Source organism: Paenibacillus montaniterrae, assembly GCF_018403185.1.
Lineage (GTDB): Bacteria > Bacillota > Bacilli > Paenibacillales > Paenibacillaceae > Pristimantibacillus > Pristimantibacillus montaniterrae.
In genome coordinates, this window is the sequence record NZ_BOSE01000010.1 from 74734 (window position 1) to 94064 (window position 19331).

The following is a 19331-nucleotide window of genomic DNA, read 5'->3' on the forward strand; positions in this document are numbered from 1 at the left end:
ATTACTCCTCCTTCTGCTTCGGTATGCGAAGTGTGATCGAAGTGCCTTTGCCTTGCGCACTCTCGATTTCAACCTGATGCTCATCTCCGTACAGCAGCTGCAAGCGGCGAAACACATTGCGGGTACCGAGTCCTGTCGATTGTCCGACAGAGGGCAGCTTAGTCTGCTCCTTGTCTGTATATTGCAGCAGCTGCAGCCTTGTTGGCTCGCTCATGCCTGAGCCATTGTCGGCGATAGCAATCCAGGTATAGCGTTCATCGCCGTAAATCGTTAGCGTAATCTGTGCGCCATGCTCGAGCTGCTCGATGCCATGGACGAATATATTTTCCAAAATCGGCTGAATGGTAAGCACAGGGACAGTCGTATCCAGCTGCGCTTCATCAATGTCCATATGAAACTGAACCCGCTCACGATAGCGCGCCTGCTGAATGTACACATAGTCGCGCGCATGCTTCACTTCATCCCGCAGCGGAACCTGGCTGTCCAGCTGCTTGAGGCTGTAGCGAAGCAGGTTGGATATCGCAACTGTAAGATCGCTCGTCCGCTCCGCGCCTTCGATGAGCGCTAGCTTGGATACGACATTCAGCGAATTGAAGAGGAAATGCGGATTGATTTGACTTTTCAGCACCTCGAGCTCCATTTCCTTCAGCTGCTTGTCCTTTTCCAGTGTTTCCTTTTCCTTGGCGATATATTGCTTCAGCTGCACCTGCATGCGCTGAAAGGCGGTGCCCAAGCTATGAAATTCATTTTGCTTGGGGGAAAGGGGAATAGGCCCATCCAGCTTGCCCTGGGAGATAGCCTCCGCAGTTTGAACAAGCTCGCCAATTGGCCTGGAAATCGACTGCGATATGATATAGGCAAGCCATAAGCAAAGCAGCAATACGCCGAGCAGCAAAATGATGCCTGAAATGCGCATAAAGGACATATTTTGCAAAATGCTGTGATAGCGAGTCTCGTAGGCAGCCAGCTCAAGGCTGATCAAGCGGAAGCATTCCTCGGATATATAAGAGGCGACCAGCTGAGCCTCCTCCACATAAGCGCTCAAGGTGAGCGTTTCTTCCTCAGCCATCGCATCGTTAAACTGCTGTGCATGCTCCAGAAAGGTTGCAAGCAGCTTCTGCAGGCTTAATGCCTCAGCTTCAGCGTTGGATGGCGGCGAGTAGCCTTGCAGCTGCTCCTGCAGCGAGGCGATCTGCTCGGAGTTGGTCTGCAGGGCGCTGATCTGCTCTGGCAGGCGACTTGTTAGCCAGCTCCCGGCAAGCTGCACTTGGTGCTGCACACGTTCCTGGACGCGCTCATAGACTAGCATTCGCTCCTGAAGCTGAGCGTAGCTTTGATTAACGCGATGGCTGCTGTCGAACAGCAATAGGCTGATTGCGCTATTTACGACGAACAGGAGCGGGATCATCATAAATAGCAGCGTGCGAATCTTCACGGCTTGTCCTCCAATCGGAAATCGGTCAGCACCGTGGTAGATACGTAGTCCTCCACTTCATAATCTCCGCCATTGTAGTAGCGATACAGCACCTCAATCGCTTGCTTTCCGATAATCTCCGGCTGCTGCACGATGCTGCCGATAATGCGGCCTTCTGCAATAAGCGCTTCAGTATTCGATAAATTATCGAAGCCAAGCACAGCTACATGTTGCTTATCCAATGCATCCAGCCCGTCTACAATACCGACCGCATCCAGACCGCTTAAGCCAACGATTACATCAATAGACGGGTGCTGCTCCAGCATGGCGACAGTCATTCTGGCTGCCTGCAGCCGCGAAATATTGGAAAGCCGGATATCAACTATACTTGCCTCCGACAGCTCCGCAACTGTATCCTGAAAAGCTTGTAGTCGCGCAAGCTGATTTTGAGCCTCCTGACTGCCAATAATAACGCCGATCTCGCTAACCGAATCGATCCGCTCCAGCATCAGCTCGGCTAATTGCTTGCCGGCCGCTGCATTATCTGTGCCAACATATGCAATTCTTTTGCTCTGTGGCGCGTCAGTATCGACCGTTACTACAGTTATATTTTTTTGCTTCGCTTCTGCTATCAGCTCTTCATGGGCTGATAGGCCCTGCATAATAATTGCGTCTGGCCTGGAGGAAATCGCTTTCTGCAAATAGCGCTGCTGCTCTGCGGCATCATGACGTCCTGGTCCCGTATATTGCAGCAGGTAGCCATACTGCTCCGCTTGCTGCCTTGCCCCTTGCTCAAGCAGCTTCCAATAGGGGGTATCAAGCTCCGGGGCAATTAAAATAACCCGTTTGTGCGCAGCATTAGGCGAGGGTTGCAGCTTCATATCAGACAGCGAGGCGTTGATGCGCAGCGCCGAGGCAATAAATACAATTAACGAGCCGAGCACAATAAGCGATAAAGCAACTGAAATGATGCGTTTAAACATACGCTGCTCCTTTTTGCCAGATTATATCGTAGCATGACCGATTAGCCATCGTACTATGAATTCGCTACAATACGCAGTTGATTATACAGCGAAGCACAGCGCATGACAAAAGCACCATTGCCTTTAAAAAATAAACAAGCCAGCAGAAAAGCAAGGCAGCAAATAATAAGTCATTAGGAGAAATGGAAATGGAGGGTAGAAAAACATCAGCGGAGGAGCAAAGCAATCGGAAAAACACAAGTGCCATGCTAGCGCTTCTAGCATCCTACTCACGTTCAAGCTTCTTGGGCATGGCTGCAAGAAGGCCCCAGCGGAGGAGCAAGCAATCCGAAAAACGCAAGTGTGTCGCCTTTAACATCGTAATGCAACCATAAAAATTCAAATAGAGAGCATTACGATTTAAAAAGCGACTGGAGGATGCTTGCTCCGGAGCGCTGACTGGAGGATGCTTTGCTCCGGAGCGCTGACACAAGCTTCCAATGAGGCAAATGAATTACGGGGAGGCTGCGAGCTTATAGAAAACGAGTGCAAGCTTCAATTGCATAAGATGACTCATCTTCTTGAAGTCGAGCCCGAGCAGCTCGCTAACCTTATCAATGCGGTACAGCACAGTATTGCGATGAACGAACAGTGCCTTTGCGGTCTCGGACACACTGGCTTCATGCTCTAAATAAGCGTCCAATGTTTTAAGGATTTCTGCTTTGTATTGCTCATCCTTTTCAAGCAAAGGACGCAGCAGGCTACTGCTGAACTGTGCGCGTATCGCTGGAGGGATTTGTTGTAAAATATAATTGAACTCAAGATCAGCAAAGCGAATAAGCTGCTTCGTAATCTTAAGCTGCTCACACATTTCCAGTGCATGCAAGCATTCCTCATAAGCAGCGAGCAGCTGCTGCAGTTGGGTTTTCGGCTTGCTGATTGCGATTTGCAGCCTTGGATGGCTGTCTCCTGCCAGCAGCTTCTCCAGCTCAGCTTCTACGGCCTGGGGATTGGCATGCTCATCTTGCTGCAGCATAATGGTAATGAGCTGCTGCTCATCGATCAGATTAAAGCAGGCAAAGCCATAAGTGCTGCCAAGCAGATTAAGCTGTTGTCCGAGCCGCTGCAGCTGCTGCTGGTTATCGCGCGGCTTGACGGAGGCAATCAGGCATGTATAGGATTGAGCGGCTCTGTGCTTTCCCCAATAAGCCGCCGCCGCTTGCACGAATGCCTCATCACTTATTTTATGCTGCAAATAAAGCTGCAGCGCCAACGACCAGCGATAGCTGTCTGGTGACAGCTCTGCATTCATGAACCGCCCAAGATGAGCGGCAAGCACTTCTGCTGCCTGGATAAACAGCAGTTCTTCCTGGGCATAGCAGTATTCGCGCTTTAGTACAATAAGCAAATAGCCGATGCATTCATGATGTGACATAATAGAGAGGCAGCAAATGCTATTTTCTGTTTTAATATACATATCTGCAGCAGCTTTATCAGGAACATGCTCCAGCAGCTTTTGCGGCTTCAAGCCGCTGTTGTTAAAGAGCAGCTGCTTGCTGCAGCTGATTATCGCGATCGGGTAGTTGAGAATATAAGCGATGTTGTCAAATAGGGCAGCAGGCTGCTCATCCTGCAAGGCAAATCTCATAAGCTGTCTTTGCTTATCGATTAATGCTGATTTTTCCTTATGTGAGTGGATTGTATGCAATAATTGCTGTTCTAAATCGTGGAGCGGCGCTTCATCACTTATTTGAATAAGTGGAAGCTGCAAGGCGTCGCATTGTTCAATAAGCTGCCTAGGAATCCCTTTATCGGCTATAACCAGCGCCGCAGCATGCTGCTCATCCAATACCTGCACACAGCTGGCAAGCTCGATTGGATCCTGGATAGAGGTTGACGGAAGCACAACTAGCTCACCGTAATTAATGAGATGATTTTGGGCAAGCTGATTTCGCACATGTACATCGCAAAGATTGCGAGCGATGCCTTCTGCCCCAGCAATGAGCTGACCATGTGCTAAAGGTGATAGTTTCAAGGCGTCTCCAATAGAAAGCGTCATAGCTAGACCTCCTCCATAATGAACTAGCGATAACACTATTTTATGTAATATTTCCTAACACATCAATAAAAATTTTCAAAATATTCGAATTATGTTGTGCAATCACACAATAATAAGCTCGATTTATGTGAGGGGTTACCAAATAAACAGAAAATTAATGTAAGGAATACTAACATGAATGTTTGGAGTGGGAAAATTATGACAGAGCAATACCTACAATTGATATGGGCGATGGTTAAAACGGGCGTAATTGGCTTTGGCGGCGGGCCATCGGTAGTTCCGCTTATTCGTCATGAAGCAGTGCAGCAGTATCGATGGCTGAATGATGATGAATTTGGAGAAATATTCGTGCTGGCCAATACGCTGCCCGGCCCGATCGCAACGAAAATGGCAGGCTACCTGGGCTATCAGCTGAAGGGAGTGCCTGGCGCAATTGTGGCGGTGCTGGCGCATATCTTTCCGTCGTCTCTGGCGATGATAGTATGCATGTCAATGGTTAGTTTTTTTAGTAGCTCTCCGATCGTACAGGGGATGATTAGCGCGGTTGTGCCCGTTGTTGCAGTAATGCTTGGCATGATGGCCTATGAATTTGCTGAAAAAGCGGTGAAGGGCTTGGGGATTCTCGCCGGAGTGGGCAGCTTTGCACTGGCTTTGGCGCTGCTTGCCTGGATTGATTTGCATCCGGCAATCGTCATTTTACTGTTTATGCTGTACGGAAGCTTTCACTTCTCGTTAACTGCTCGTTGGAAGGCAGGGCGCAAGCAAGAAGGAGGCGAGCAGTAATGGATTGGTTAGAGCTGTTTCGGCTGTTTATGGCATTTCTCGTTTCCAATATACTCGGATACGGCGGCGGGCCTGCCAGCATTCCGCTTACATACGCTGAAGTGGTCGACCGCTATGCGTTTGTGACGCCTACTGATTTTTCCAATATTATTGCTTTGGGGAATGCGCTGCCTGGGCCGATTGCGACAAAAATTGCTGCATATGTAGGCTATAATGCAGGAGGGGTGTTTGGGTCGTTTGTGGCGCAGGCGGCAACCGTTGTGCCTTCGATTATTGCGCTTATTATGATGCTGAAGCTGCTGCAGAAGCATCGCGAATCCAAAATCGTCAAAGGAATTGGACTGCTTGTCCAGCCTGTTATCGCAGTGCTGATGGCTGTGTTAACCTGGGATATGGTGCATGACTCCTTGATTGACATCGGCTGGCTGCAAACGATTTTGCTGGCTGCGATCGCCTGGTGGGCAATGGCTGTGAAAAAGATTCACCCTGCATTCGTCGTTGTAGCGGCATTTTTATACGGAGGCATCGTCATTCCGCTGCTGGCATAAAGCTTGTCAGGAAGGCAGAAAACACGGGAGAGGTAAATGGGATATGGAATTGAATCATATAAAGGGCTTTATTATTGATCTTGATGGAACGGTTTATGCAGGACAGCATGCACTTGCAGGAGCGGTAGAGGCGGTTCGCAAGCTGCAGCAATATAACATTCCATTTGTTTTTTTAAGCAACCGCGGCAATTATTCGCGGAAAATGTGTCAGGAAAAGCTAAGCAAGATGGGGATCGAGGTGCCGCAGCACGCGATTGTGCTTAGCTCAACGGTTACCGCCCATTTTTTGCAGCAGCATTATACAGGAGAAGCAGTTTGGCCATTCGGCGATTCGGGTCTGGAGGAGGAGCTGCGCTCGCATCATATTCCAATTGCAGACGTGCCGGAATCTGCCCGTTGGTTGGTCATTACCTTGCATGAAAGCTTAACCTATCGTGAGCTGAATTTGGCCTTTCGCGCGGTCAGAAATGGAGCCTCGATTATCGCCACGAACAATGATCGCATGTTTCCTGGCGAGGAGGGAGACTGCATTGATGTTGCAGGCATGATTGGCGCAATTGTGCATGCGACGGGCGAGTCTGTGGCTCATGTGATGGGCAAGCCGTCTGCTCTTATGGCTCATACCGCTTTGGCGGCGCTGGATGGTCTGCAGGCCGAACAATGCGTCGTTGTAGGGGATAGTCTCGGCTCTGATATTGGTCTTGGCAAGCAGCACGGCATGGCTACCGCACTCGTACTGACAGGCAATACGACGCGCGAGCAGGCGCTTGCATATGAGCATCAGCCTGATCTTATATGCGACGATCTAAAGCAGCTTGTTGACCATTACATCGAGCAGTTAAATGAAAGAGGCTAAAAACACTACGGAGCAAATCAACTCCGAAAACGATTGTCGGAATGATTTGCTCCGTAGTGTTGAATAAGCACGAACAAGAAGATTTGAAGCTTACATGCCGCGCACATAAGGCTCCGGAGGAGTAATCGTGCCTGTCAGCTGTTTAATGGCATGCAGCGCCCAGTAAGGGTCATTAAGCATGCCGCGGCCAATTGCGACAAGATCTGCATCGCCAGCTTCCAGCACCGCTTCAGCAACAGCAGCTTCTTCCAGCTTGCCGACAGCGATAATCGGCACATCGGGAAATGCTTCCTTGAACGCCTTGGCAAGCGGTACTTGGTAACCTGCGTCATTGCCTGGCTTGACAACTGAGACAGGACCTTCTCCTCCCGAAGATACATGGAAGCAATCAACGCCAGCCGCCAAGTAACGCTTGGACAGCTCAATCGCATGCTCCACCTGATATCCATCCTGCATATATTCCATCGCAGAAATACGGAACAATAGCGGCATCGACTCCGGCATTACACTGCGTACCGCCTGCACAACCTGCTCACCGAACAAGGCAAGATCCTTTCCGTATTGATCATCCCGCTTGTTAATGCCCGGCGAATGAAACTGATGAATCAGATAGCCGTGCGCGCCATGCAATTCAATACAGTCAAAGCCGCAAGCAACTGCGCGAGCTGCAGCTTCCTTGTAGCGCAGCACCATTTGCTCAACCTCTTCAGTAGTCAAGGCATATGGCTTTGGCGTCGTATCATCATGTGTAACCGAAATGCTAGACGGTGCAACAGGCAGCTCCGCATCCTGCGCCTTGCGTCCAGCATGAGCGATTTGAATGCCGATTTTGCTGCCATAGCGATGAACGGAGTCTACAATTTGCTTAAAAGCAGGAATATGATCATCAGACCAAAGCCCAAGACAACGGTTCGTAATGCGACCGCGCGGCTCGACATTGGTCATTTCGACAATGATTAAGCCTGTACCGCCAATCGCGCGCGAGGCGTAATGGATATGATGCCATTCCGTAGGAATGCCATCGTTCGCTTCCACAGAATATTGGCACATCGGAGCCATTACAATACGATTTTTGAGCTCCATGCCTTTTATGTGAAATGGTTGATTCATATAAGTCAAGCTGCATCAGCCTCCTAAATTAAAGCAGTTTTAACGCTTAGTTTAAGCATACCATATTCGCTGCCGAATTTGCTACTTGAGGCCTTTGCGCCAAAAGTGATGCAATTGTCTATGAAAAAAATTTCACATCAGCGTTGAAAAGGTGAAACGGAACAGGGCTCGACTCGTAAATAGAGTGTTGCTGCAAAACTGGATAGAAGTTGCGCTTAGAAGTACGTCGCCAGGTTTTGCTCAAGCTTAGCGCAAGCAAGCGTTATCCATGCTTTTTTCCGTTCTGTTGCTGCCGTCTGTAAAGTCGCAGCAGGTAGCTAATATGATGCGATCCTGGAAAGCTGCGCAAATTATGAAGCATGCCCTCTATAATGGCATTGCTTGGCTGTTCGCTTTGCAGCTGCTGCTGCAAAACGAGCAAGGACTCCTTTTCCAGCTCCTGATCTGCTCGTTCATATGCAGCTTTAATTTGCTCTTCAATTTTCTGCAATGTCACCGTGTATGTTGAGATTATCCCATAGTTGTTGAAAACATCCTCGGTCAGAAACGGTTTTTTCGCATGCTTGGCCAGCACATTGATTTTATCGACGAAGCTCTGTGTAATGGCGGAGATGTTGACAGTCCCTTTTTCAAACAAAATATATTCGCCATACGCTTTAAGTAAGCCTTTGACACAGAGCACCAGATCGTATTTGGTTTCAACAATCGCCTCACCATAAAGCGATTCAAACAGCTTAAGCAGTGTATAAGAAAACTGTTTATCGTAAAACACTAACTTATCGAATAGCTGCTTCTCCACCTGATGCGGCCGCTCCCAATTAAATATGGTTGCTAAGTCGCGATGTGAGCTAAGAAACTCAAACAGCTGGGTGAAGTACATATACATTTTATATTCATCGTCGAGATCGCCACTGACCAAGTGGTCAATTGTGCTGCCCAATTTCGTGATTACATGATCGATAATAGATAAAAACAACTCTTCCTTGGATTTAAAACTCAAATAAAAAGCGCCCTTCGAAATACCGCAGTGCTCGGTTATTTCTTGAATTGACGTAGTTTCATAGCCTTTTTTGGCAAACAGCTCAATCGCTGCATCAATAATTAATTGTTTTTTCGACATATTAACTCTCCTCGACCAAAGTCCAAGTTGACAACTGACTAACTGGTCATTATTATAAAAAACAGCATAGAAATAGTCAAGAAAGGATAGGTGTGATAGTGAACTCGATTGTAAATTTTGTAGTGCGCAACAAGTTAGCGGTATGGTTGCTGACGCTAATTGTGTTGTTTTCGGGGATTTACTCCTCTGCCAGAATGAAAATGGAGACGATTCCGGATATTTCGATCCCGTACTTGATGGTAATGGGCGTATATCCTGGAGCGACAGCAGAGCAGGTCATGGAGGACGTCACAATTCCTTTGGAGAAAACATTGGAAAATTTGAGCGGTGTAAAAACCGTCATGTCCAGTTCCTCTTCAAGCATGGCGAGCATCCAGGTCGAATATGATTATGGAACCGATATGGATGAGGCCAAGCGCGAGCTGAAATCGGCTTTGGACGATATCACCTTGCCGGAAAATGCGCAGGAGCCAATCGTCTCCTCGATCAGTATGAACATGATGCCTGTATTGGCGCTCAGCATTAGCAGCACGGAGGATGATATTGTTGATTTGACCAGCACGGTCGAGGAAATTATTTTGCCTAAGCTGCAAAAGGTAGATGGCGTTGCTTCTGCTTCGATCACTGGTCAGCATATTGAAGAAGTAGAGCTGACTTATGATACTGAAAAAATGGCAAGCCTTGGTGTGACGGAAGAAACGATCACGAATTTGATCAAGGCCAGCGATATGTATACGTCTCTTGGCTTGTTTGAATTCTCTGAAGCTGAACAAGCTATTGCGGTAGACGGCAAGTTCATGACAATGGAAGAGCTGAGCGAGATGCTCATTCCAGTAACGCCTACAGAGACGCATCCAGCGCCAGTTGCCAAGCTTAGCGATTTGGCGACAATCGAAATGGTTGGCAAGGTGCAGTCGGTTTCTCGCACCAACGGTGAGGATGCTATTGCAATTCAAATCATTAAAGCTCCGGACGCCAATACGGTAACGGTTGTTAACGCGGTCAAGGACTTGATGACCGAGGAGCAAGAGCGCTTGTCAGGCTTAGTTGTGGAAACAACGCTTGACCAGGGCGAGCCGATTGAAGAATCTGTTATGACAATGGTGGAGAAAGCGTTATTCGGTGGTCTTATCGCGATCATTATTATTTTGTTATTCCTGCGCGACATTAAGTCTACGCTCATTGCCATTGTGTCGATTCCGGTTTCTGTATTTATGGCGTTGCTCATACTGAACTGGCTCGATATTACATTGAACATTATGACGCTTGGTGCGATTACGGTTGCGATCGGGCGCGTTATCGATGACTCCATCGTCGTCGTGGAAAACATATATCGAAGACTGCATCTGAAGGACGAGAAGCTTACGGGTCGCGCCTTGATTCGCGAGGCAACGATTGAAATGTTCAAGCCGATTCTGTCCTCCACACTTGTAACGGTAGCGGTATTCGCGCCGCTAGTGTTTGTAGGCGGCATGGTTGGCGAGCTGTTTGTGCCATTCGCATTGACGATGTCATTTGCCTTGATTGCTTCCTTGATCGTGGCGATTACGATCGTTCCGGCAATGTCACACTTCTTGTTCAAGAAAAAGCTTTATGCGCCGAAGGAAGAATCGAAGCATAAAGAGGTTGGCGCGCTTGCGAAAAAGTACCGCGGCGCTTTGGAATGGACGCTTAAGCATAAAGCGATTACCGCGATTGTTTCAATCGCATTGCTAGTCGGCAGCTGCTTCCTGCCAGCGGCTATCGGAGTAAGCTTCCTGGGCAGCGACGAAGAAAAGGTTATGTATCTAACGTATTCGCCAAAAGCAGGTGAGCTGAAGGAGGATACAATCAAGTATGTTACGGAAGTAGAGCAAAAGCTGTTGGAGCGCGAAGATGTTGATATTGTGCAGCTTTCTATCTCATCCTCGGATAGTGCTGATATGCAAACAATGATGATGGGCGGCGCTGGCGGATCATTGATGTATGTTATTTTTGATCCGGATATGAAAAACTTCCCTGAAGTTCGTGAAGAAATCGAGCAGTATGTTGAAGAAATCGGCCATCCGGGACGTTGGGGTAGTCAAAACTTCTCCATGTCTTCCATGTCCAGCAACGAGATCAGCTACACGCTTTACAGTGAAAGCCTGGATGATCTGGAGCAATCCGTACTGATGGTTGAAGAGGTTATGCAAAACAGCGAGCAGTTGACAGATGTTTCCTCAACTCGCGAGGAAAGCTACGAGGAGTTTGTATTCCATGTTGATCAGGCTACCTTGCTGCAGCATGGTTTAACGACAGGGCAAATTGTTATGATGCTTTATCCTGACAACTCCAAGGATGTACTGACTACTGTAGAAAAAGATGGCAACAAGGTTGAAGTTATTGTACAGAAAGAGGTTATCACGCCTGAATCCGTTGACGATTTGCTGGCGACTCCAGTTCCATCAGCTACTGGCGGCGTAGTTCAGTTGAAAGATATTGTTGAGGTTGAAGAAGGCTATGCCTTGAATACATTGGCACGCAGCAAAGGCCAATACTACGCTACGGTGTCCGGAACAATTGAGGGTAATGATGTATCGAAGGCATCCAGTGAAATCGACAAAAAGATTGATGATCTGGAATTCCCTAAAGGAGTAGAGCTTGGAACTGCCGGTGCAATGGCTGATATTCAAGAAACCTTCACTCAGCTAGGAATTGCAATGCTGGCAGCAATCGCGATCGTATACTTCATACTGGTCGTAACCTTCGGCGAGGGCTTGGCTCCGTTCGTCATCCTGCTATCCTTGCCATTTACCGTAATCGGGGTATTCGTCGGTCTGCTAATTGCCGGAGAAACGATTTCGGTTCAAGTTATGATGGGCTTGCTGATGCTCATAGGTATCGTCGTCACGAATGCGATCGTGCTCGTCGACCGGATCATTCATATGGAACGCGATGGCATGACGCTGCGTGAAGCCATTCTGGAAGCTGGAGCAACTCGCCTGCGTCCGATCCTGATGACAGCTATTGCTACGATTGGTGCGATGATTCCGATGCTGCTTGGTGCAGGCGGAGGTCTTATCTCCAAAGGCTTGGCGATTACCGTAATCGGCGGTCTAACGAGCTCCACCTTGCTAACGCTAATTATTGTACCGCTTGTATATGAAATGCTTTCGAAAATGCTTAAGAAAAACCGTCGCGAAGTGCTAGACAACTAATTAACGAATCGCGACTGCTGAAACAGCTCTGCTCAGCCTGCATATCAGGCTGGGCAGAGCTGTTTTTAGTCTACTCTTGCTGGCTGCCAGGCAGGTGCTACAATGCTGCGCATCGGACAGGGGGAGCAAGCTTTGGATAACAGGGCCTTTGGGTTACAGGCTGATGTTATGCGCTGCTGCTACGGAGCGGATATAAGCTGCTGCTTCTGCCACCTGCTCATTGGTCGACAGATGCTCGATTATAACGGGAATGTCTCGCTGCAGCGCGTGCAGCTGCCGCAGCAGCACATCGTAGCGCAAATTGCCGCGTCCCGGAACAACCTCATCAAGATGAAGCGTCAGCTTCGGCTGCAAATAAACATCCTTGGCATGAACATTGACAATATGGGCTCCCAGCTTTTGAATAAAATCGGTAATTAGCTGATCGCTATAATAATAGACATCAGGGCTGTTAATAATGTTAACGGGATCAAAATGAACGGCAAATTGCGGACGATCTATCGCCTGGAGCAAGCGCAAATAGCTGTCTGCGCTGTTGGGATAAACCCAGGGCATCATTTCCAGCGCATATTTGGCTCGAGTCGGCTTCACCTGATCGATTATAGCGCGCACCGTATCGACAATTAAGGCAAAAGTGTCCTCGCTCAAATTGAGCTCATGCGGCCCATCCCATACTGTTCCTCTCGAGCCTGCAATATTTACGCAAACGCGCGCTCCGATTTCATCCGCAAGCTGAAGCCGCTCCGCACAGTAGGAAATCGCCTGCTGCGCGATGCTTTGGTCAAGGCTGATTGGATTGCTCCAGGCGCCCACTTCAGCAATTACAATATCGCTGCGCTCGGCTTGCTTGAGATATTCCTGCATTAAGGGGCGATCCTTGCCATCAAAGGGGCAGGTCGCAGCGCGAAAGCCTGCGCGCTGCATCGCCTGAGCCCACAGCTCCGGCTGCTGATCCTCAAGAAATACTTGTCCTCCAAGTCGTAGCATTGATTATTCCTCCTTCATTCGTTTGTCAATATAGCTTGCTTCGCTTATAGCGACAGATTATCATGAACGCGCGTTTATGTAAATGCTTTCTTTCCTTGCCAGCTTCTATACAAAGCAGATTGTCAAACAGCATGTTGACAACAAAAGGAAGCGACGTCTATGATAAGAATGTAAACACGCGTTTATTAAAGGTAGGGTTTAATTTGAAAAAGATGGAGATCAACAGCAACGAGGTAGCGCGCTTGGCTGGCGTATCGCGCAGCACCGTTAGCAGAGTCATTAACAACTACAGCAATGTGCCGCTTAAAACAAGGGAAAAAGTGTTGAAAGCGATCAAGGAGCTCAATTATTTCCCTAATGTTTCGGCGCAAATGCTGGCTGGCAAGAAGTCGCGCACAATCGGGCTGTTCATGGTAAGCTCTGGCGAAATCGCAGTCGACGTGCTGACCAATATGATGATTGTTAGCGTCATCGAAAGCGCCTCTGACCTGAACTATTATGTGCTAACCTATATTATTCGGGATGCAAGCGATGAAGGCACGATCAACAACGTACGCGAGATGTTTTATCAGCGACGGATCGATGGAGGCATTTTTATCGGTACAAAGCATGACGAGGCATTTGTCGACGATTTGGTTAAGCAGGGCTTTATCGTAGGCGTATTTGACCAGGAGCATCCCGCAGAGCGAGTGCCTAACCGGATCGTCGCCAATTTCAACAATGAATCGGGGATGAAGCAGGCGATTGCTTATTTGTTAGGGCTGGGCCATCGCGACATCGGCATCATTAATGGCGACCGCCAGCGCTTGTCGGGCATTGAGAAATACGAGGGCTTCCTGAGTGCAATGCGACAGCAGGGCTTGCCTGTTCATGAACAATGGGTGCTGAACGGAGACTTTAGCGAGCAGGCTGGCTACGAGGCGATGCAGCATTATTTGCGGCGGAGCGGAGCGGATGCTGCGCGACCTACGGCCTGGGTAGCTGCCAATGACAGCATTGCCTTTGGCGCGATACGAGCGCTGCGTGAAGCGGGCTTGCTGGTGCCGGAGCATGTATCGGTGATCGGCTTTGACGATCATGTGCTTAGTGAAAAGCATAACCCGCCGCTTACAACGGTAAGAGTTGATTTCAAGCAGCTGTTTAAGGATTTGATGCAAATGGTTATAGCGCAAATCGAAGAGCAGAGCGATGCTGTAAAGGAAGTAGCCTATGACTGTACGCTAATTATAAGGCAGTCGTGTCGGCGCCTGGACTAACATAAATAAAAAATAAATGCGTGTCAATCTACCGCCGGAGGGATGAAAATGTCAGGACTTTTAGGAAATCACATTGTAACGCAAATTGGGATTTTGGTTCATGATATCGAGAAGGTAAGCGAAGCGTACGCCAAGTTTTTTGGGGTAGAAAAGCCGAATATTTCTTGGACGGACGGCTATGAGCTGGCACAAACCGAGTTCGAGGGCAAGCCGAGTCAAGCGCGAGCAAAGCTTGCTTTCTTTGATATGGGCTCGCTGCAGCTTGAGCTTATTGAGCCTGACCATCACGAAAGCACATGGAGAAATTATTTGAATGAGCATGGCGAAGGTCCGCATCATATCGCGTTTTCGGTAAAAGGGATGCAGGAAAAGATCGAGCTGCTGGCTCAATCGGGATTTCCATTGCAGCAAAAAGGTGAATACCCGGGCGGGCGTTACGCCTATATTGATACGATTCCGCAGCTTAAAGTATTGGTAGAGCTGCTTGAGAATGACTAGGGCCACTGTCAGACACACCCTAATAGTGGAGGCGATAGGATGAGCATATTTATTACCGGAGCAAATAGAGGCTTAGGTCTTCAGCTTTTGCTCGAATGCTTGCGCAAAAACTATCATGTCTATGCAACAGTAAGGCATGAACAGGCTAGAGAGCAATTGCTCCAAGAGGTTGAATCCTCTGGCTTGAATGCTGAACAGCTGACAACGTTTATATGTGATGTAAGAAATGAAGATGATATTGAAAAAATCGCACAATATTTTAAAGCATCAAACATTAAGCTGACGTCTATTATGAATAGCGCGGCTGTATTGGAAGCGCGCAATACACCAATCGAACAGCTGGATATGAAAGATGTGGTGCTAAGCTTTGATGTCAATTTGTACGGACCTATGCGGGTAGTGAAGCATCTGCTGCCGCATTTGGCAAGGGAGAAAGCAAGCATTATCAATATTTCATCAGAGGCAGGAAGCATCCAACATGCTTACGGCGGCGACTATCCATACTCCTTATCAAAATGCGCGTTGAATTTGTTCTCGGAGCAGCTAAAACGAGTGCTTGCACAGGAGGATGTGCAGGTGTGGAGCATTCATCCAGGCTGGATGCATACGGATATGGGCGGACCGTCAGCGCCATTGTCGCCACAGGAAAGCGCACAGCATATCGTCAGCATCATCGAGCGAAAAATCGCAGTTGACTCGGAGCTTGCTTTCATTAACTATAAAGGCGAGCCGATGAAAATTTAATATTCAATATATAAAGCTGAGGTGTTCAAATTGTCAGGTGTAGCTGACTTTTTGAACACCTCTTTTTTATGTCTAAGCTGATTCCCATACTGGTTGGCAACCAAATCATTGTGATACATAACCAATCATTGTGATATGGTGCAACCACGGCGCGCAACTTAAGATTAAGAAAAAGGAGGGGCGCTATGGGCAAACTATACAAATACCGCTGGCAATTTCTTATGATTGCACCGGCAGTCCTATTATTGTTTTTGTTCTCTTATATTCCAATGGCTGGTATTATGGTCGCATTTCGAGATTTCCGCATCGGCTCTTCTATTTGGAATAGTCCATGGGTCGGATTCGACAACTTTACATTTTTATCTGAGCCGCAGTTTTGGGTTGTCGTAAAAAATACGCTCTATATTTCAGTGTTAAAGTTCATTTTCGGTTTTCCGGCACCGATTATTTTAGCGTTAATGATTAACGAGGTTGCCCATCGCGGCTTTAAGCGCTTTGTGCAGTCAGTCAGCTATTTGCCGCATTTTTTCTCATGGATTGTTATCGCTTACATTTTGCAGTCGTTTCTGACGCTTGATGGCGGACTGGTCAATGATCTTATCGTTAAAGCCGGAGGCGAGCCGATCTTTTTCCTCGGTTCGACAGAATGGTTCAGGCCGATGATTGTATCGAGCGGCTTATGGAAGGAAATTGGCTGGAATTCGATCTTGTATTTAGCGGCAATTACAGCGATTGACCCGCAGCTGTATGAAGCAGCCAAGGTTGAAGGCGCTGGAAGATGGGCGCAAATTCGATACATTACGTTTCCTGGTATTTTGCCAACCGTCTCGATTGTGCTCATTTTAAGCATTCCGGGCTTAATTACAGTCGGTATGGATCAAATTTATCCGTTGATGAACTCGGCCAATATGCCGGTTGCGGATGTGCTCGATACGTATGTGCTGCGCAGCGGCTTGCAGCAGGGTTACTTTGGAATGGCCACCGCTGTAGGACTGCTATCGTCTATTATCGCCTTATTGCTCGTATTATCGACCAATCAGCTGTCGCGAAAAATTAACGGAGAAGGGCTTTGGTAACGATGAGAATGTCATTTCAAGAAAAGCTGGGGCAAATCGTCATTATAAGCTTGCTGGCGCTGCTATGTCTGTCGGTTATCTACCCGTTTCTATATATGATGGCGGTCTCGCTTAACGAAGGGACAGACGCTGCCAAGGGCGGTGTTTACTTGTGGCCGCGAGCCTTTACATGGATCAACTACGAAATCGTGCTTGGCAATTCGGTTATTCGCCATGCGTATTTGATTACGATATTGCGTACAGTAGTCGGAACGATTACAGGCATGCTGGTTACGTTAATTGCTGCCTTCGGCCTATCCTACCGCCTGCTGCCTATGCGTAAATATTTGCTTGGCTATGTATTGGTTACGATGCTGTTCAATGGCGGTCTCGTACCGTTTTATATTCAGCTTCATAATTTGGGACTGGTCAATTCGTTTTGGGTATTTATTATTCCGGGCATGTTTTCGGCATGGAATATGTTCGTCATGCTAAAGTTCATTCAAGGCATTCCGGAAGCGTTAATCGAGTCCGCTGAGCTGGACGGAGCGAGCCCTGTACGCATTCTATTTCAATTAATCGTTCCACTTTCCAAGCCGATGCTTGCAGCGCTTGGCTTGTTTACAGCAGTGGGACATTGGAATGATTGGTTTGCCGGCGCATTTTATGTAACCGATCAAAGCCTGATTCCGGTACAAACCTTTTTGCAGCAGCTGCTATCCGCTTCCGACCTGTCAACCGTGCTTGGCTCCAACAGCAATCAGGAGGCGCTTGCTCGCGGCGCTCAAATGCAAAATATTACGTTGATGTCGATTAAAATGGCGGTTGTTATGGTCAGTGCGATTCCGATTTTATGTGTGTATCCATTTTTGCAAAAGTATTTTGTAAAGGGTGTTTTGATCGGCTCTGTAAAAGGCTAGTGCAACAAACAGGTATACGCTATTGTTCAAATATACCAAATTTATGGAGAGTTATGGGGAGGTTAACGTATATGGTGAAAGGAAGCAAGATTAGTATTATCGCAGGCTTGCTGGCGCTAATGCTCATAGTATCTGCTTGTTCCTCGACAACTAATCAGCCTGCTAATGGCAACGGGGAACAACAGCAAGGCGCTGCGCCTAAAAACCAATCCTTTGAATTATGGCTCGGCTGGTCGGCAACGATCAACAATGACAGCCTGGTTCAAAAGTATTGGAAGGAGCAGGAGCCGGGAGTAGAGGTTATTCTTGAAGCGACGCAGGGAGATGCGAATACGGCGTTGAATCTAAAGCTGAATACAGGTGGCTTTAAGGATGCAGCTATATTCACTCATAGCGATGTAGTTAAAAATGCGATGAAAAATTCAAATACGATTTTATCGCTCGAGCAGTATTTTGAGATGCCGGATAAATATCCGAATTTGGCGGCAATTCCTAAGCAATATCTTGAAGCGCTCAAGGACGAGGATGGGCACATCTGGTCGATTCCTACCTGGTTTGATCAAAATCCTGATGATCCATGGCCAGGCTGGGCTTCGGTAGCGTGGATGGTTCGCACTGATGTGCTTGAGCAGGTCGGCATGACAAAAGACGATCTCGCTACGCTGGAGGGTGTGGAGCAATATTTGAGAAAAGCGACACAGCTTAAGGATGAATCGGGCAAACCGCTTAACGGGATGGGCTTTTTAATGGATCCTAACGATACCGTTGGCTGGAATGATGAAAATGCTGTGCTAAGCGCCTTTGGCGTTACAACAGGCGGTGCTGGCGGTGTCATTCCTGTTGAGCAGAAAAACGGCGAGTTTGTTCTGCTGTACGACGACCCTCAATATAAAGAGGCTTACAAATGGTTGAACAAAATGTATCGTGAGGGACTTATTGATCCAGAGGTTGTGACCGATAAGAAGGAGCGTTATAAAGAGAAAAATAAAGCAGGCAGAACGGCGCTTAACGTCGGTACTTTCTGGAATATCGATACCTCTGTATGGGAAACGCTCGATGGCCCGACTGAGCCGGGCTGGTACTATGAGCCAATTGCATTTCCGAAGATCGAAGGGGTGGATGCAATCGGAGCAAGCCAGGTTGTCAATCCGTATCCGGGGTATGATGTATATATCAATAAAAACAGTAAAAATTTAGAGGCGATTTTGACGTTTTTTGATTATAGCCTCAACCCTGCGCCAGAGCAGCAGCAGGTCATTAATGAAGGCCCTGCTGGTCTATACTGGGATTGGATGGATGCTCCGCTTGGCAAGTGGAAATACATTGATGAAAGCTATAGCGCAGCACGCAATTCAGGAGATGTTGCGCAAAAATCTACGGTAACGCCTGAGCTCTATATGCTTTCTTCTTATAATAATGAATGGTATCCTTGGTGGAACTACGGCGAGGTGGATAAGCAGGGAAGCTTGAAAACGCAGCAATTTACGAAGGCGATTGGTGAAATGGGCGGAGTCAGAAGCGCGCATACGTACGATATGGTTACCGCTAAAGCAGGCGGACTATGGGAGAAATATGCGCCTGAGCTGGAAAACCTGCGCAAGGAATACCGTGCCAAATTAATTATGGCAAAGGATGACGCTCAATTTGAGGAGTCATGGACACAATTTACAGATGCACTGGAAAAACGCGCTCATTGGAGTGAATTGAAGCAGGAGTGGCAGCAATCTTACGATGCGCTCGTTCAAGCTAACGGTTCTTTCTAGTTTATAAGCAATGGAGCAGCCCTGAATAGGGGGTGCTCCCTTTGTCGTTTTGCATCTTCGCCAGAGGGGGTGAGTAT

Annotated in this window: 16 protein-coding genes; 10 read left to right on the forward strand and 6 right to left on the reverse strand. The window is 47.8% G+C overall.

Going from position 1 to position 19331, the window contains the following annotated elements; translation table 11 throughout:
- Position 1: 1 nt before the first annotated feature.
- From KJS52_RS21685 to KJS52_RS21695, 3 genes are all read right to left on the reverse strand, one after another.
- A complete protein-coding gene (locus KJS52_RS21685; RefSeq protein WP_213519385.1) occupies positions 2–1435 on the reverse strand; it encodes a sensor histidine kinase in 1434 nt (477 codons plus the stop codon).
- Positions 1432–2397 carry a substrate-binding domain-containing protein gene (locus tag KJS52_RS21690; protein WP_213519386.1) on the reverse strand — a complete coding sequence of 322 codons (966 nt, stop codon included), beginning with the start codon at positions 2395–2397 and terminating at the stop codon, positions 1432–1434. Before KJS52_RS21690 ends, KJS52_RS21685 begins: the two co-directional genes overlap by 4 nt.
- A 493-nt stretch (positions 2398–2890) precedes the next feature.
- The gene (locus tag KJS52_RS21695; protein ID WP_213519387.1) at positions 2891–4435 is read right to left on the reverse strand and encodes a helix-turn-helix domain-containing protein; all 1545 of its coding nucleotides are present in this window, start codon (positions 4433–4435) and stop codon (positions 2891–2893) included.
- A 198-nt stretch (positions 4436–4633) separates the two neighbouring features.
- Here KJS52_RS21695 and chrB point away from each other — a divergent pair, with 198 nt between their 5' ends.
- The 3 genes from chrB to KJS52_RS21710 are packed head-to-tail and all read left to right on the forward strand — an operon-like array spanning position 4634 to position 6622.
- Positions 4634–5218, forward strand: coding sequence for a chromate efflux transporter ChrB (gene chrB / locus KJS52_RS21700; RefSeq protein ID WP_213519388.1), 585 nt, complete (start codon positions 4634–4636; stop codon positions 5216–5218).
- Positions 5218–5766: a chromate efflux transporter ChrA gene (gene chrA, locus KJS52_RS21705; RefSeq protein ID WP_213519389.1), complete on the forward strand. Its 549-nt coding sequence runs from the start codon at positions 5218–5220 to the stop codon at positions 5764–5766. The genes chrB and chrA overlap by 1 nt, the downstream gene beginning before the upstream one ends.
- A 43-nt stretch (positions 5767–5809) precedes the next feature.
- The gene (locus KJS52_RS21710) at positions 5810–6622 is read left to right on the forward strand and encodes an HAD-IIA family hydrolase (RefSeq protein ID WP_213519390.1); all 813 of its coding nucleotides are present in this window, start codon (positions 5810–5812) and stop codon (positions 6620–6622) included.
- A gap of 90 nt (positions 6623–6712) precedes the next feature.
- Here the strand turns inward: KJS52_RS21710 and KJS52_RS21715 are convergent, their stop codons facing one another.
- Both KJS52_RS21715 and KJS52_RS21720 read right to left on the reverse strand, forming a co-directional pair.
- A complete protein-coding gene (locus tag KJS52_RS21715) occupies positions 6713–7741 on the reverse strand; it encodes an oxidoreductase (protein WP_373871381.1) in 1029 nt (342 codons plus the stop codon).
- A 253-nt stretch (positions 7742–7994) separates the two neighbouring features.
- Positions 7995–8852, reverse strand: a complete 858-nt coding sequence (locus KJS52_RS21720) for a TetR/AcrR family transcriptional regulator (protein WP_213519392.1) — start codon at positions 8850–8852, stop codon at positions 7995–7997.
- A 98-nt stretch (positions 8853–8950) separates the two neighbouring features.
- Here KJS52_RS21720 and KJS52_RS21725 point away from each other — a divergent pair, with 98 nt between their 5' ends.
- Entirely contained in the window at positions 8951–12031 is a 3081-nt protein-coding gene (locus KJS52_RS21725; protein WP_213519393.1) for an efflux RND transporter permease subunit, read from the forward strand.
- Positions 12032–12184: 153 nt separating this feature from the next.
- On the opposite strand, the gene KJS52_RS21730 is transcribed toward KJS52_RS21725, so the two are convergent.
- A complete protein-coding gene (locus KJS52_RS21730) occupies positions 12185–13018 on the reverse strand; it encodes a sugar phosphate isomerase/epimerase family protein (RefSeq protein ID WP_213519394.1) in 834 nt (277 codons plus the stop codon).
- Positions 13019–13149: 131 nt separating this feature from the next.
- Here KJS52_RS21730 and KJS52_RS21735 point away from each other — a divergent pair, with 131 nt between their 5' ends.
- The 6 genes from KJS52_RS21735 (at position 13150) to KJS52_RS21760 (ending at position 19254) form a co-directional block, all read left to right on the forward strand.
- On the forward strand, positions 13150–14274 hold the full coding sequence (locus KJS52_RS21735; RefSeq protein ID WP_213519395.1) for a LacI family DNA-binding transcriptional regulator: 1125 nt from the start codon (positions 13150–13152) through the stop codon (positions 14272–14274).
- A gap of 48 nt (positions 14275–14322) precedes the next feature.
- Positions 14323–14772, forward strand: a complete 450-nt coding sequence (locus tag KJS52_RS21740) for a VOC family protein (RefSeq protein ID WP_213519396.1) — start codon at positions 14323–14325, stop codon at positions 14770–14772.
- A gap of 39 nt (positions 14773–14811) precedes the next feature.
- Positions 14812–15516 (forward strand): SDR family NAD(P)-dependent oxidoreductase, encoded by a 705-nt coding sequence (locus KJS52_RS21745; protein WP_213519397.1) that lies wholly within the window; start codon positions 14812–14814, stop codon positions 15514–15516.
- Between the two features lie 185 nt (positions 15517–15701).
- Complete coding sequence (locus KJS52_RS21750) at positions 15702–16592, forward strand: ABC transporter permease (RefSeq protein ID WP_213519398.1); 891 nt, start codon at positions 15702–15704, stop codon at positions 16590–16592.
- Positions 16593–16594: 2 nt separating this feature from the next.
- Positions 16595–17491: a carbohydrate ABC transporter permease gene (locus KJS52_RS21755; protein ID WP_213519399.1), complete on the forward strand. Its 897-nt coding sequence runs from the start codon at positions 16595–16597 to the stop codon at positions 17489–17491.
- Positions 17492–17562: 71 nt separating this feature from the next.
- The gene (locus KJS52_RS21760; protein WP_213519400.1) at positions 17563–19254 is read left to right on the forward strand and encodes a type 2 periplasmic-binding domain-containing protein; all 1692 of its coding nucleotides are present in this window, start codon (positions 17563–17565) and stop codon (positions 19252–19254) included.
- The last annotated feature ends 77 nt before the right edge of the window (positions 19255–19331 follow it).

Excerpts from the sequence above, each read along its gene's own strand:
- KJS52_RS21690 (WP_213519386.1), bottom strand. The coding sequence starts at position 2,397 with ATGTTTAAACGCATCATTTCAGTTGCTTTATCGCTTATTGTGCTCGGC.
- KJS52_RS21695 (WP_213519387.1), bottom strand. The coding sequence starts at position 4,435 with ATGACGCTTTCTATTGGAGACGCCTTGAAACTATCACCTTTAGCACAT.
- chrB (WP_213519388.1), top strand. The coding sequence starts at position 4,634 with ATGACAGAGCAATACCTACAATTGATATGGGCGATGGTTAAAACGGGC.
- chrA (WP_213519389.1), top strand. The coding sequence starts at position 5,218 with ATGGATTGGTTAGAGCTGTTTCGGCTGTTTATGGCATTTCTCGTTTCC.
- KJS52_RS21710 (WP_213519390.1), top strand. The coding sequence starts at position 5,810 with ATGGAATTGAATCATATAAAGGGCTTTATTATTGATCTTGATGGAACG.
- KJS52_RS21720 (WP_213519392.1), bottom strand. The coding sequence starts at position 8,852 with ATGTCGAAAAAACAATTAATTATTGATGCAGCGATTGAGCTGTTTGCC.
- KJS52_RS21730 (WP_213519394.1), bottom strand. The coding sequence starts at position 13,018 with ATGCTACGACTTGGAGGACAAGTATTTCTTGAGGATCAGCAGCCGGAG.
- KJS52_RS21735 (WP_213519395.1), top strand. The coding sequence starts at position 13,150 with ATGTTGACAACAAAAGGAAGCGACGTCTATGATAAGAATGTAAACACG.
- KJS52_RS21740 (WP_213519396.1), top strand. The coding sequence starts at position 14,323 with ATGTCAGGACTTTTAGGAAATCACATTGTAACGCAAATTGGGATTTTG.
- KJS52_RS21745 (WP_213519397.1), top strand. The coding sequence starts at position 14,812 with ATGAGCATATTTATTACCGGAGCAAATAGAGGCTTAGGTCTTCAGCTT.
- KJS52_RS21750 (WP_213519398.1), top strand. The coding sequence starts at position 15,702 with ATGGGCAAACTATACAAATACCGCTGGCAATTTCTTATGATTGCACCG.
- KJS52_RS21755 (WP_213519399.1), top strand. The coding sequence starts at position 16,595 with ATGAGAATGTCATTTCAAGAAAAGCTGGGGCAAATCGTCATTATAAGC.
- KJS52_RS21760 (WP_213519400.1), top strand. The coding sequence starts at position 17,563 with ATGGTGAAAGGAAGCAAGATTAGTATTATCGCAGGCTTGCTGGCGCTA.